Below are 13634 nucleotides of genomic sequence, written 5' to 3'. Positions count from 1 at the left end.
TGTTATGTCTAACAGTTATTCCGGTACCGAATCTCCATGGCGTTCCATATCCGGAGTGAACGCCGGCTACATTATGGAGCAGTACGAGTTATACCAGGAATCTCCGGATTCCGTTGAACCAGAACTTGCAGAACTTTTCCGTCTCTACGGAGCACCTGTGCAGCCGGGAACCAGCCAGCAGCAGGCAGAAGCGCCGCAAGGCAATACGCAGAAAGTGCTGGCTGCAGTCCGGCTAGCAGAAGCGATCCGCACCTATGGTCACCTTGCGGCAGATCTGTATCCTTTGAATGACCATGAACGGGATACTTCACGTTTGGAACTTTCCTCTTACGGCCTCTCTGAACAGGATTTGCGGGAAATTCCGGCAGCACTCCTCCTGGGGGATCAGGCAGGAAACGCATCGGACGGTCTGGAAGCGATCAACTACCTCAAATCGCTTTATACCGGGACAATCGCTTATGAATTTTCGCAAGTCGCAAATCAGGATGAACGCGGCTGGATTCAGTCGAAAATCGAGTCCGGCGCTTTGAAACCTTCCCTTTCTGCAGAAGATAAAAAGGCGCTCCTTGAGCGCATCACCCATGTAGAAGGATTTGAAAAATTCATACACCGCACATTCGTCGGCCAGAAGCGTTTCTCTATTGAAGGGCTGGATACTTTGGTTGTCCTGATGGATGAACTTATTCGTCAGTCGAATGAGCAGCAGACGGAAAACATCATGATCGGGATGGCACATCGCGGTCGCTTAAATGTGCTTACGCATATTTTGCATAAGCCGTATGAGATGATGTTTGCGGATTTTGCCCATGTGCCGAATGATTCCTTCATGCCGGAAGACGGTTCATTATCCTTGTCAAAAGGCTGGTTTGGCGATGTGAAATACCATATGGGCGCTGCCTATCAGTCGCCGCAAGGCACCAAGATCAAAATGGCTTATAATCCGTCCCATCTGGAAGTCGTCAGTCCGGTCGTCACCGGTAAAACAAGAGCCGCTCAGGAAGATACATCGCGTCCCGGCAAACCGCAAGTGGATGCGAAGAAGGCTTTTGCGATTCTCGTCCACGGGGATGCAGCATTCCCTGGACAGGGCATTGTTACAGAGACGATGAACTACAGCGGGGTCGATGGCTACAAGACAGGCGGTTCTGTCCACATTATCGCAAATAACACCATCGGCTTTACGACGGAAGCCTATGATTCACGGACGACCCGCTACGCGTCAGATCCTGCAAAAGGCTATGAAACACCGGTTGTTCATGTGAATGCTGATGATCCGGAAGCCGTGCTTGCTGTAGCCCGCTTCGCAGTTGAATACCGGGCTCAGTTCAACAAGGACATTCTTATTGACTTGATCGGCTACCGCCGTTATGGCCATAACGAGATGGATGAACCGCTCGTGACGAATCCGCTGATGTACCACAAAGTGCATGAACACCCGACCGTGCGGGAAGTGTATGGCCGTGTTCTTTCAGAAAGCGGCGTGCTTACTGCTGATGACGTCCAGTCAATCGATCAGTCGGTCCTGAAGGAAATGCAGGAAGCCTACGACCGTGTGAAAGAAGTGAAGCAGGAAGCGGCAGTAGAAGGGGAAATCCCGGAAGCTGTACTGGATGGATATCCGGAACTCGACACCGGTGTCGGGGAAGAAAGACTCCGGCAGCTGAACGAAGAACTGCTCAGCTGGCCATCCGATTTCGCACCGTTCAAAAAGCTTGCCCGGATTCTTAAACGGCGGGAAGAGCCGTTCAACGGCAAAGGAAAAGTGGATTGGGCTCATGCGGAAACCCTCGCATTCGGCACTATTCTGCAGGACGGGAATCCGATCCGCATGTCAGGGCAGGATGTGCAGCGGGGAACATTCGCACACCGCCATATCGTCCTGCATGATGAAAATTCAGGAGAAGAGTTGATCCCGCTCCATCATATCTCAGGGTCTGAAGCGTCTTTTTCCATCTACAATACACCGCTGACAGAAACGGCGATTCTTGGCTATGAATATGGCTATAATGTAGAAAACCAAAAAGCCCTCGTCATCTGGGAAGCTCAGTACGGCGATTTTGCCAATATGGCGCAAGTGATGTTCGATAATTTCATTTCATCCGCCCGCGCTAAATGGGGACAGAAATCCGGACTGGTCATGCTTCTGCCGCACGCGTATGAAGGGCAGGGGCCTGAGCATTCGAGCGCCCGCCTGGAACGCTATCTCCAGCTTGCTGCTGAAAATAACTGGACGGTCGCCAATCTGTCGAGTGCCGCCAATTATTTCCATATTCTGCGCCGTCAAGCCAGAATGCTCGGAGAAGAAGCGATGCGCCCGCTGCTCATTGTGACGCCAAAATCGCTCCTGCGGCACCCGCTCGTCGGTGCAGCCCCGGAACAGCTGGCTGAAGGTAAATTCGAGACGATACTTGAAAACCCGGCAACCGGACAGGATGCCGATAAAGTGGAACGTCTTCTGTTTGCCAGCGGTAAGATGGCGATTGATCTGGTAGAACGTGTGAAGGATGGAGCAGGCTTCGAAAAAGTGCATATCGTCCATATTGAGCAGCTGTATCCATTCCCGGTTGAAAAAGTGAAAGCGATCATCGACCGGTATCCAAAGATCAAGGAATTGGCGTGGGTACAGGAAGAGCCGCGGAACATGGGATCGTGGACATTTGCCGAATCCTATCTGCGTGAACTGGCCGGCAAAAAGAAAGTATCCTACCATGGACGGGTAAAACGCTCAAGTCCTGCTGAAGGAGACGGCGAAGCCCATAAAGTGGAGCAAAGCCGCATCCTGGATTCAGCACTCGGTATCAAGAAGTAAGATTTAAAGGAGGAATTAGCTGTGGCGGAAATTAAAGTGCCAGAATTGGCCGAATCAATTACAGAAGGTACAATAGCCCAATGGCTGAAACAGCCGGGGGATTCAGTGGAAAAAGGGGAATTCATCGTTGAATTGGAAACTGATAAAGTTAACGTTGAAGTAATTTCAGAAGAAGCAGGCATCATCCAGGAACTGCTGGCCGAAGAAGGCGACACCGTTGAAGTCGGCCAAGTCATCGCAGTAGTCGGGGAAGGCAGCGGCGAAGGAGCAGCGCCTGCTCCAAAACAGGAAGAGCCGAAACAGGAAGATGCAGGCGCAAAAGCGCAGCCGGCAGAAGACAAGACCGTAGCTGAAACAACTGGCGAACAGCCTTCATCTTCAGAACCTGCTTCACCCGATGAGCGTGTGATCGCAAGTCCGGCAGCCCGCAAACTGGCCCGTGAGAAAGGCATCGATCTGTCGGCAATCCAGACAGTGGATCCACTCGGCCGCGTGCGTGTGCAGGATGTTGAAGGGCATTCAAACAAACCGGCAGCTCCAGCAACGAAACAGGAAGCGCCAAAAGCGGCTCAGCCGCAGGCACAGGATGATCGGGTTGTCCGTGAAAAAATGAGCCGCCGCCGTCAGACCATCGCGAACCGCCTGCTTGAAGTGCGCCAGAACACAGCGATGCTGACAACGTTCAATGAAATCGACATGACGAATATGATGGCGCTCCGCAGCCGTAAAAAAGACGAGTTCCTGGAAAAGAACGACGTGAAACTTGGCTTCATGTCCTTCTTCACGAAAGCAGTAACAGCAGCACTGAAAAAATATCCGTATGTCAATGCTGAAATCGACGGTACCGATTTGCTGCTCAAGCAGTTCTACGATATCGGCATTGCGGTATCCACTGAGGAAGGCCTCGTTGTGCCGATCGTCCGCGATACGGACCGCAAAAACTTTGCGGAAATCGAGCGTGAAATCGGTGAGCTTGCGAAGAAAGCGCGCGACAAAAAACTGCAGCTTTCCGACATGACAGGCGGATCATTCACAATCACGAACGGCGGTGTCTTCGGATCCCTGATGTCAACGCCGATTCTAAACGGTTCACAGGCCGCTATTCTTGGCATGCATACAATTCAGCACCGTCCAATCGCAATCGACAAAGAAACGATGGAAATCCGTCCGATGATGTATGTCGCGCTTTCGTATGACCACCGCATTATTGATGGCAAAGATTCAGTCGGCTTCCTGAAAATGATCAAGGACCTGATCGAAAATCCGGAAGATCTCCTGCTTGAATCTTAATAATTGAACGACAGCAAAAGCGCCTGAGCGATCAGGCGCTTTTTTTTGTGGGATTCAGGAGTTTATTCGCCAAAGTCAGATGTCTATTCGACGAAACGGAGGGGTCTATTCGCCAAGGTTAATTCTGAGAAAGTTGCTGCAGATAGCGGAGGAGTGAAACTGCTATGCCTGCAGTGAGGCCGGCATGGCGATATTCTTTTTCTTCAGAAAAAAGAAACTGGATCAGTCTATCCCGGTAATAAAAGATTGCACGCAGCAAGAATCTTTGGCATGATAAGAAAAACTCCGGAAAGCGGGCGCCGCGCATGGATATTACGCTCTTCATCGATTTGATGCAGGATTACGGGTATGTTGCCATGTTCCTTTTTAATTGGGTGATGCTGCTCGGGATTCCGCTGCCGGGCGAAACCGCCGCAATCCTGTCCGGTGTCGTTACGGAAACGGGCTCATTCTATGCGCCGCTTGCGTTTCTCTGTGCATACGCTGGCCTGCTTTCAAGCAATCTGTTCACCTATTTCATCGGCAGAGTGCTGGCGGTCCGGATTCTGGAACGTTTCGAACAATCGAGGCTGCAAAATAATGTGCTGCGTTTTCGGCAGGCGTTCGATCGGTACGGAGGCTATGCGATTTCTTTCAGTTTCTTTTTGCCGGGTTTCCGGATGGTCATGCCGTATGTGACGGGAGCGAACCGCTATCCGCTACCCCGGTATATTCTGTATGCAGGATCAGCGAGCTTCGTCTGGTCGCTGATTTATTTCCAGCTGGGCCGTGCGTTTCCTGCAATTTATGAAGAGGTTCTGTCGGAACTGCAGCGCTACTTGGTCATTGCATCGATCACTGTTCTGTTGGGAGGAATCGGGGTGTATATGGTTAGACAGCGATGCCTGTCCCGTTGAAAAGAGACATTAATTTACGTATACTTATAAGAGGACAGAAAGGATGAGGGCATTGAATCATGTGGACTGGCTGGAAAAGCCGACGCTTCGTGAAGTGACGTGCACACATACGGAGGCAAGTAAATTTCTTGTTTCCAACGTGCTGACCACCGGGAAGACATACGAAGTGAAGAACGAAACCGAGGAGTTCCTGTTTGTCGTGGACAATACCGGGAAAGTCGGCGGATTTTATAAGACGTATTTTGAATAATCACCAAGCCGATGACGCACTCATCGGTTTTTTCATTGCAGCAAATTAGAGGAAGAGGGATCGGAAATGGATTTGATTCAGCAGGAAATTGAAAAGCGCCAGCAGCGGGACCATGACAAGTTCTCCTCACTGATCGGCACAGGCGGCTATATCGCGCCCGATGACCGGCTATGGACCGATGTCCTGACAGCGGTGGCGCTCCGCCAGCCGGTACTGCTAAAAGGACCGACAGGGGCGGGGAAGACAAAGCTTGCAGAATCCGTGTCGCATGCGTTCAATCAGCCGATGCAGAGCATCAACTCATCTGTGGATTTGGATGCGGAATCACTGCTCGGCTTCAAGACGTTGATCCAGGAAAATGGTGCCAGTGTCATTGACTTTGTAGAAGGCCCTGTTGTGAAGGCGATGAAGGAAGGTCATCTTTTATACATTGACGAGATCAACATGGCGCGCGCGGAAACCTTGCCGATTCTGCACGGGGTGCTGGACTACCGCAGGATGATGACGAATCCATTCACCGGTGAAGTCATCAAAGCCCACCCGGATTTCGGTGTCATTGCAGCGATCAATGAAGGCTATATCGGCACATCGCCAATGAATGAAGCGCTCAAGAACCGGTTCGTTGCTGTGCCGGTTCCATACTTGAACGGAGAGGAGCTGCGGAAGCTGTGGGACCGGGAATTCCCAGAAGCGCCGGGCAGCCTGAAAACCTTCATGTTTAACTTGGCCGGCGACCTCATGAAGCAAGTTGAAAACGGATTACTTTCAGATGAAGCGGCTTCGGTCCGGAGCCTCCTTGATGCCACAGCGCTTGCCGTGCACATTGGAGCTGAGCGGGCCGTCAATTATGCAATTGCCGAGAAACTGGATGATGAAAGTGAACGGCAGCTCGTGAAGGATCTGACGACAACATGGCTAAAATAGAAACAGGTGAAGTACATGGCTTCAGTCAATAGATTTATCCAATTCAATAATGAAACCGTGGATGCGGCATTGCTGAACCGGCTGGAAACTCTGGCACGGGCATTGGCCGATGCGCCATATCTGCAGTTGACGATGCGGAAATTGCTGGAACTGCGGCCGACTGAATCCGCTGTCTCCATTTCCGTGTTCTGGAAACATCGAAACCCCGAGACGGTGAGAAACGGCTATTTATCGGATGTGTATTTACTGGCGGCCGGCTACTGGCGGCATTTCAGTCTCGATGCCTGGCAGACTTTTTCAGCGAAACGGTCACCGCTGCCGGAGCTCCGCACGCAGCTTTTATTATGCGCTGAAGAATTTCGCCTGTCCGAAAAAATTCGGAAACAGCGACCGGGCACGAATTCAATGTTCGATTTGCGGGAATCGGTGTACGCAGAATTTCACAGCCAGCAATACGCCATCAACCGGCAAAAAGGCTTCCATGCCGATGCGCTTTTGAATGCCGCTTACCTGGCACTCCGTGACGGTCGGCCGGATGGCAACACACTGGATGACATGCTATTCAATCAATGGACCGGCATGTACGATGCAGCAAGCACGCGGGACGCTGGCCGGATTGTCGATGCGATGATGGACCGGATCGAATTTTTATTCCAGTCCGATATGATCCACACGTATTACACATTCGGTGATCCGCCGGAAAAACTGCCGAAACCACGGGAGCATAAAGGGGCAGAGACGGAAAATGAAGTGGAAGAAAAACTCGAGACCGTGGAAGAATGGTTTCAGGCATGGCATCGCGAGATGGAATCGGAATCCGACCAGGCGCTGGAGTTTGAACTTGAACGGGGTGATTCCGCCGAAGCGACGGGCGGCCGGGAAGAAGAGGGCGGCGCGGAAGTTCACTCCACGGCCCGCGGGGAGTCAGAAGGCGAGCATAAGGAAAGCGGGGAGGCGACCGACCGCAAAACCGGAACACAGGAAAAGAAAGCCGGTAAATCATTTGGCCGCGAACATGAAAATGTAGTTTATGAAGAACAGCGGATTCAAGCGGATTCCGCCACCCGGCCGGCGGCAGAACAGGTGCGGCTCCGTCAGGAACCTCACGTGCGGGCGCTGCTGAAAGAGCTGCGGAAGCGGATGCAGCAGAAAGAGCAAAGCGCCCGGGTGAACCTGATGAGCGGCCGGCTGTCTAAGAAACTGACCGGCATTGCCACCGAAGACCGCCCGAAGCCGTTTTACCGGAAATCGGCACCGTCCGGCAAACTCGATGCGGTATTCGGCCTCCTTGTCGATGGCTCCGCTTCCATGATCGATAAGCTGGAAGAAACGAAGCAGGCGGTGCTCTTGTTTCATGACGTGCTGCGTAAACTCGATATACCGCATGAGATTGTGCTGTTTTACGAGGATGCCTTTGAAGCGGACGAGGATCGCCAGCCCAATCGGTTTGAATGGATCCACCGCTTTGAAGACGGTGTGGCCGACCACGCAACAAGCATTTTCTCGCTCGATGCACACGAAGATAACCGGGATGGTTTTGCAATCCGCTGGATGATGGGCCGCATGCAGAAGCGGCAGGAAAAACATAAATTCCTGCTCGTGTTTTCAGACGGAGAACCATCCGCTTATAATTATGCGCAGAACGGCATCGTGGATACTGCCTCTGCTGTAACGGATGCCAATAAAGCCGGGATTGAAGTGCTGCATTTGTTCCTGAACACCGAAAACGTCACGGAAGAACAGGCGGAACTATTCCGTACGATGTATGGCAACCGGTCAGTCAGTGCCGGTTCACTGGAACAATTCACCGAACAGACATTAAGGCTGCTGAAACGCACACTTCATCTTGTTGTGCAATCCGGCTGAAGGAGACACACGAAAAGCCAGCTCCTCTTTTTATGAGGAAGCTGGCTTTTTTTATTGCTGGTTGCCCCGGCTGTCGGCGATGGCCAGCAGGCGGTGTTTGAGGTCTTCTTCCATTTTCCCGAGTTCGATTTCGGCCGCTTTTCGTTTCGACCGGCCATCCGCTTGGATGCGCAATGTTTCTTCGATGGTTTCCAGCAGGTTTTCCTGCGTCTGCTTCAGCGTCTCGATTTCAACGATGCCGCGTTCATTTTCTTTGGCGGTTTCAATTGAATTCATCTTCAGCATTTCAGAATTTTTGAGCAGGAGATCGTTGGTCGTCGATGTAACTTGTTTCTGTGCTTCTACAGCTTTTGACTGGCGGTTCAGCGTCAAGGCAATGGCAATCTGGTTTTTCCACAGCGGAATGGACGTCATGACGGAAGATTGGATTTTCTCAGCGAGCGTCTGATTTGTCTGCTGGATCATCCGGATCTGCGGAGCGCTTTGGATGGTGATTTGCCGGGACAGCTGCAGGTCATACAGCCGTTTTTCCAGCCGATCGACAAATTGCGCCATGTCATTGACTTCCTGGTAAGCCATCTGGTCATTCGATGCTTCCGCTTTGCGGCGGAGTTCCGGGAGAACTTCATTCAGGATTTCATCCCGTTTAATTTCAGCTGCGGCGATATAAACATTCAGCGCCTGAAAATACGTCTTATTCTGCTCGTACAGCTGTTCAAGCATCTGCACGTCCTCAAGCAGCCCGCGCTTGGAATGCTCAAGCTGGATGCTGATGCGGTCCACTTGCGTGCTCAGTTTCTGATAGCGGGTCATCATTTCATGAATGGATACTTTCGCTTTATTGAACAACTTCCGGATGCCGGATTTTTTGCTGTCCGACAATTCTTCCGGGTTCAGTTCTTTAAGCTTGCGCATCAGGTCATTCAGGACGTCGCCCACAGGTCCGATGTCTTTGCTCTGCACATGGTCCAGCATTTTATGGGAAAACTGGGATAATTGCATTTGCGCATTTGTGCCGTATGTTAAGATTGCTTCATAATTGCCGGCGGGAATTTGCTTGGCGAGTGCCTGGGCTTTCTCCTGTTCTTCAGGATTCAGCCGTTCCATGAGCGCGACAGCCTGCCCCTGCTCTTTGGCGGGGGAGGCGGCTGGAGCCGGTTCCATCCCGAATGGCGTTTCCAGCAATGCATCCAATTCACTTTTGTTCGGCTGATTCTGTGTCATCGGGCATTTCTCCTTTTCGTAAGACATCATCATTTGTCAGGAGCTGCGGCTGTTCTTTGCGCTCCATAGAAAGCTGGGCATAATCCAATTCCATGCGCAATTGTTCCATGTCTGAAGCAAGCACTTGCTTCAGATCATGCTGCATGGCATCAGTCAAGGCCCGAAGCGTAATCCTTGTATCCTGTAAAGCGATTTTCGTTTCTTTATCTTTGAGTGACTGACCGATCAGCAAGGAATATTTTGATGAGAGTTCAACAGCGGAATCCAGGTGGGAATAAAAGAAATCTCCGGCTTGATAAAACTTCCGCGGATTTTGCTGAACAGCTGAAATGATTTTATTGGCGGTGCGGGTCATCTCCATTTGCTGCTTAAAAGCGGAAATGGACCGGACCCGGAAAGAAAGGCTTTGGAGCTGTGCGACTTTCGCTTTTGCTCCCCGGACCTGCAGGGAGACGGATTTAAATTCGCTTCGCGTCATGCCGAACCGTTTGGATGCATTCGTCACTTGAAGCTGCTTCATCGCACTGGTGGAGGCAATATACGTACCGGCGGCTGCCGCACCGGACACAACGAGTCCCACTTCAGCGCCTGCATAAAGAACAGGAAACATAACCGTCATCAATGGAAGACCTACTGACTGACGGACAAGAAAGTTTTCGAGCGGTTTCATAAGGGCAACCTCCTCTGCTCTTAATTATACGGTTTGCAATAGGAAAAGTTTCAGGTGTATACTGCTATTTTACGCAATCCGGCGCGGAAGTACAAAAATTAACGGCCAATCAAATCAGTGGACATTACGGACAGGATTTGGCAGAATGCTTGTGAGGACACACAAAGAGGGTTGTTGTATGTACGAAGTCATTTATATGAAAGCAATGTATGAGCCATGGTGGCAGTTCGAAGGCTGGGAAAAAGAAATTGTCAGCCGGCAAGAGTTCCAGACCCGGGAAGAAGCGGAAAGATTCCTTCAGGAGCAGAAGTCAGCTTTTTCGCGCCAGTACCCGCATCATCTGGCCAAAGGGACGGCATTCATCGCCTTCTGGACCGAAGAAGAACAGGTTTTCTGCGAGGCGTGTGATGATGATCTTCAGACATATCACGGACTGATATGGCTATGCAATGGGCAACCGGTTCATTTTTCATAAAATTTATGGCATTTCTTTGACAAACCGTTTAAAGCTGGTATAATAGAAGCAAGATATGAATTAATATGGTTACCAGAAACAGCGATTCACGTATTCCAAAAAGTGATCGGTAAGTGACGGTACTTTTTGGAATATGTGAATTTTTTCAATTTTCAAAGAGATTCATATATTTAACATTTTCAATATGGGAGGTTTTTAACGTGAAAGAAGGAACAGTTAAGTGGTTCAACTCAGAAAAAGGTTTTGGATTCATCGAAGTTGAAGGCGAGGACGATGTATTCGTACACTTCTCAGCTATCCAGAGCGAAGGATTCAAAACACTTGAAGAAGGCCAGCGCGTAGAGTTCGAAGTTGTCGAAGGCAACCGCGGACCACAGGCAGCTAACGTAGTTAAGCTGTAATAGCCAATTCGAATTCAAGGAACTGACCCAAATGGGTCAGTTCCTTTTTTCGTGTTTTGGTTCAGTTTGTAAAAGGTATACTACATAAAAAGGCCGAGGGGGAATTAATATGACAAATGATCAATTAACACAGCCGCTGCCGAGCGGGCAAGAACAGAACGATTTTTATCAGAAGCTGCGGGAGCAGATCCGGCATTGGGCTGAAAACAAAGGAATGGCCAGCAAAGTGCTGCCATATGTGATGCTGGCGCCTGACATGTTTCATTTGATGATGAAACTCGCAATGGATGACCGCATTGATGGGAAAAGCAAGGCGCTGGTCGGGAGCGGTATCCTGTACTTTTTTCTACCGCTCGACTTTTTGCCGGAGTTTCTCTTGGGGCCAGGCGGCTTCCTCGACGATGTGGTAGTAGCAGCTTTCATCTTGAACACAATCCTGAACAACTACCCGAAAGAAATTCTGGAAGAACATTGGGCTGGTGAAGATGATTTGCTGGATACATTGCAGAACCTGGTGGAATCGGGCAATAAGCTTGTATCGAAAATTCCGGCAGGCGGCCTGGCAAAGCGCTTCCTCAAATCGGATGATCAAAACGACAACAAAACTTCAGGAACCGCTTGAAAAACAGAAAGAGTGCCGGAATTCATTTTCCGGCACTCTTTTTAATTAGGTTGCGTACGTTCCGTATACCGCAGGAAATCCTCCCGGAAGAAAGCGTGCAGTACGCAAGGCTTTTTTCCTTCTTCTGAAAAGCAGTTCGCAAATATGGGCGCTGATTTCGCAAGTAATCCCGGCGCATTCGCAAGTAAGCGGGCTCTATTTGCAATTAAACAAGTTCTATCCGCAAATAAAAGCTTTTACAAGCATTCCCGTTATTTGAACAAATCCCCGCCCCCTTCCGAAAGTATGAGTCCGGCGATTTCGGAGTGCGTTTGCTATCAATCCTGCAACATAAAGCGTACAGTGAGGCAGAGGGTAAGGGAGAACGGATGTTAAAGCCGGCTCTTAAACGCCCTCGCACTCTGGCTCTCCTCCAAAATGGCAGTGGGTGAAAGTGTTCTAAGGAAGACAGGGAGGGCGGACGATTTGAGCCGGCTTTTCATTCCTTACAAAACAGCCCCCGCCGAAAGCGGTTGGGGGCTGTTTTGTGTGAAAATGTTCTTTGAAAACAATAAAAAGACCGGAATCCGCGGATTCCGGTCTTTTCATTTATTGGTCATCCAGTGATAGCCATGGATTCTTTCCAGTCCAGATACTCATCATACGTCATCTGCTTATCCAGAATGGATCCGTCTTCGCGAATCTCGATGATGCGGTTAGCAATCGTCTGGATAAACTGATGATCCTGAGATGTAAAGACAAGTGCGCCTTTGAAGGCGATCAGGCCGTTGTTGAGCGCCTGAATGCTTTCCAGGTCCAAGTGGTTCGTCGGCTCATCCATAAGAAGGACATTCGAATTCGTGAGCATCATGCGGGACAGCATGCAGCGCACTTTTTCGCCTCCGGACAGGACGGACGGGCTTTTCTTTACTTCTTCGCCGGAGAACAGCATGCGGCCGAGGAATCCGCGCAGGAACGTTTCACTTTCATCTTCCGGTGAATACTGGCGCAGCCAGTCGACGAGTGAACTTTCCGCCCCTTCAAAATATGCTGAGTTATCGATCGGCAAATAGGTCCGCGATGTTGTGACCCCCCAGCGGATGGAACCGGCTTTCGGTTCATCTTCTTCCGCCAGCACGCGCAGCAGGGCGGATTTTGCAATCGGATCGCCGAGCAGAACGATTTTATCGTCTTTGTTCATATTAAAGTTAATGTCTTTGAACAGCGTGTTGCCGTCAATTTCCTGTGTCAGTCCCTGCGCAATCAATACATCATTGCCGATTTCACGGCCCATCTGAAAATTAATGTACGGATACTTACGGGAAGACGGTTTAATGTCGTCCAATTCAATCTTGTCGAGCATTTTCTTTCGGGAAGTCGCTTGTTTTGACTTCGAAGCGTTGGCTGAGAACCGGGCGATAAAGGCCTGCAATTCTTTGATTTTCTCTTCTTTTTTGCGGTTCTGGTCAGACGCCATTCTCGTTGCAAGCTGCGATGATTCATACCAGAAATCGTAGTTGCCGACGTAGACCTGGATTTTGCTGAAATCAAGGTCGGCGATATGCGTGCAGACTTTATTCAGAAAATGTCGGTCGTGGGAAACGACGATGACCGTGTTTTCGAAATTGATCAGGAATTCCTCGAGCCAGCGGATTGCCTGCAGATCCAAGTGGTTCGTCGGCTCATCGAGCAGAAGAACATCCGGCTTGCCGAATAAGGCTTGGGCAAGGAGAACTTTCACTTTATCCGAACCGGACAGATCCGCCATTTTTTTGCTGTGGAGACCTTCCGAGATGCCGAGACCCTGAAGAAGGATCGCAGCTTCTGATTCCGCCTCCCAGCCGTTCATCTCAGCGAATTCCCCTTCGAGCTCAGCGGCACGCATGCCATCTTCATCGGAGAAATCCTCTTTCATATAGATGGCGTTTTTTTCGTTCATGACTTCATACAGCCGTTTATGACCCATCATAACGGTATCGAGTACGGCGTGTTCCTCGTATTCGAAATGGTCCTGCTTCAGGACTGCGAGGCGATCATCCGGCCCCATCGAGATATTCCCGGTCTGAGCTTCAATATCACCGGACAGGATTTTCAGGAATGTCGACTTGCCGGCTCCGTTTGCGCCGATCAGTCCGTAACAATTCCCTTCCGTAAACTTTATGTTGACGTCTTCAAATAGCTTGCGGTCACCAAATCGAAGACTGACATTACTTGCTTGTAACATGTTT

The 13634-nt window shown here is 50.3% G+C and carries 12 protein-coding genes; 9 read left to right on the top strand and 3 right to left on the bottom strand.

All coding sequences use genetic code 11. The annotated features are described in order from the left end of the window. The first annotated feature begins 4 nt into the window (after positions 1-4). From B0X71_RS10745 to B0X71_RS10715, 6 genes are all read left to right on the top strand, one after another. A complete protein-coding gene (locus B0X71_RS10745; protein WP_077589406.1) occupies positions 5-2809 on the top strand; it encodes a 2-oxoglutarate dehydrogenase E1 component in 2805 nt (934 codons plus the stop codon). A gap of 21 nt (positions 2810-2830) precedes the next feature. Then, a complete protein-coding gene (gene odhB, locus B0X71_RS10740) occupies positions 2831-4099 on the top strand; it encodes a 2-oxoglutarate dehydrogenase complex dihydrolipoyllysine-residue succinyltransferase (RefSeq protein WP_077589405.1) in 1269 nt (422 codons plus the stop codon). A 305-nt stretch (positions 4100-4404) separates the two neighbouring features. Next, complete coding sequence (locus B0X71_RS10730) at positions 4405-4995, top strand: DedA family protein (RefSeq protein ID WP_077589403.1); 591 nt, start codon at positions 4405-4407, stop codon at positions 4993-4995. A gap of 43 nt (positions 4996-5038) precedes the next feature. Then, the gene (locus tag B0X71_RS10725; RefSeq protein WP_408634095.1) at positions 5039-5245 is read left to right on the top strand and encodes a DUF6501 family protein; all 207 of its coding nucleotides are present in this window, start codon (positions 5039-5041) and stop codon (positions 5243-5245) included. A gap of 66 nt (positions 5246-5311) precedes the next feature. After that, positions 5312-6169, top strand: coding sequence for an ATP-binding protein (locus B0X71_RS10720; RefSeq protein WP_077589402.1), 858 nt, complete (start codon positions 5312-5314; stop codon positions 6167-6169). A 15-nt stretch (positions 6170-6184) separates the two neighbouring features. After that, positions 6185-8035: a nitric oxide reductase activation protein NorD gene (locus tag B0X71_RS10715; RefSeq protein ID WP_077589401.1), complete on the top strand. Its 1851-nt coding sequence runs from the start codon at positions 6185-6187 to the stop codon at positions 8033-8035. 51 nt (positions 8036-8086) lie between these two features. On the opposite strand, the gene B0X71_RS10710 is transcribed toward B0X71_RS10715, so the two are convergent. Both B0X71_RS10710 and B0X71_RS10705 read right to left on the bottom strand, forming a co-directional pair. Continuing rightward, the gene (locus B0X71_RS10710; protein ID WP_077589400.1) at positions 8087-9259 is read right to left on the bottom strand and encodes a toxic anion resistance protein; all 1173 of its coding nucleotides are present in this window, start codon (positions 9257-9259) and stop codon (positions 8087-8089) included. Then, positions 9231-9929, bottom strand: coding sequence for a 5-bromo-4-chloroindolyl phosphate hydrolysis family protein (locus B0X71_RS10705; RefSeq protein ID WP_077589399.1), 699 nt, complete (start codon positions 9927-9929; stop codon positions 9231-9233). The genes B0X71_RS10710 and B0X71_RS10705 overlap by 29 nt, the downstream gene beginning before the upstream one ends. 178 nt (positions 9930-10107) lie before the next feature. On the opposite strand from B0X71_RS10705, the gene B0X71_RS10700 reads away from it, so the two are divergent. The 3 genes from B0X71_RS10700 (at position 10108) to B0X71_RS10690 (ending at position 11427) form a co-directional block, all read left to right on the top strand. Then, a complete protein-coding gene (locus B0X71_RS10700; RefSeq protein WP_077589398.1) occupies positions 10108-10404 on the top strand; it encodes a DUF1033 family protein in 297 nt (98 codons plus the stop codon). A gap of 200 nt (positions 10405-10604) precedes the next feature. After that, the gene (locus tag B0X71_RS10695; RefSeq protein WP_077589397.1) at positions 10605-10805 is read left to right on the top strand and encodes a cold-shock protein; all 201 of its coding nucleotides are present in this window, start codon (positions 10605-10607) and stop codon (positions 10803-10805) included. A gap of 109 nt (positions 10806-10914) precedes the next feature. After that, positions 10915-11427, top strand: coding sequence for a YkvA family protein (locus B0X71_RS10690; RefSeq protein WP_077589396.1), 513 nt, complete (start codon positions 10915-10917; stop codon positions 11425-11427). A 595-nt stretch (positions 11428-12022) separates the two neighbouring features. Here B0X71_RS10690 and B0X71_RS10685 read toward each other — a convergent pair. Next, on the bottom strand, positions 12023-13630 hold the full coding sequence (locus B0X71_RS10685; RefSeq protein WP_077589395.1) for an ABC-F family ATP-binding cassette domain-containing protein: 1608 nt from the start codon (positions 13628-13630) through the stop codon (positions 12023-12025). Between the last annotated feature and the right edge of the window lie 4 nt (positions 13631-13634).

The organism is Planococcus lenghuensis, from assembly GCF_001999905.1.
Classification (GTDB): domain Bacteria; phylum Bacillota; class Bacilli; order Bacillales_A; family Planococcaceae; genus Indiicoccus; species Indiicoccus lenghuensis.
Note: the sequence above shows the minus strand (reverse complement) of the source record. Positions and strands in the feature narration are given on the sequence as shown.

Coding starts and splice junctions, on each gene's coding strand:
- B0X71_RS10745 (WP_077589406.1), top strand. CDS start 5: ATGTCTAACAGTTATTCCGGTACCGAATCTCCATGGCGTTCCATATCC.
- B0X71_RS10730 (WP_077589403.1), top strand. CDS start 4,405: ATGGATATTACGCTCTTCATCGATTTGATGCAGGATTACGGGTATGTT.
- B0X71_RS10725 (WP_408634095.1), top strand. CDS start 5,039: ATGAGGGCATTGAATCATGTGGACTGGCTGGAAAAGCCGACGCTTCGT.
- B0X71_RS10720 (WP_077589402.1), top strand. CDS start 5,312: ATGGATTTGATTCAGCAGGAAATTGAAAAGCGCCAGCAGCGGGACCAT.
- B0X71_RS10715 (WP_077589401.1), top strand. CDS start 6,185: ATGGCTTCAGTCAATAGATTTATCCAATTCAATAATGAAACCGTGGAT.
- B0X71_RS10710 (WP_077589400.1), bottom strand. CDS start 9,259: ATGACACAGAATCAGCCGAACAAAAGTGAATTGGATGCATTGCTGGAA.
- B0X71_RS10705 (WP_077589399.1), bottom strand. CDS start 9,929: ATGAAACCGCTCGAAAACTTTCTTGTCCGTCAGTCAGTAGGTCTTCCA.
- B0X71_RS10700 (WP_077589398.1), top strand. CDS start 10,108: ATGTACGAAGTCATTTATATGAAAGCAATGTATGAGCCATGGTGGCAG.
- B0X71_RS10690 (WP_077589396.1), top strand. CDS start 10,915: ATGACAAATGATCAATTAACACAGCCGCTGCCGAGCGGGCAAGAACAG.
- B0X71_RS10685 (WP_077589395.1), bottom strand. CDS start 13,630: ATGTTACAAGCAAGTAATGTCAGTCTTCGATTTGGTGACCGCAAGCTA.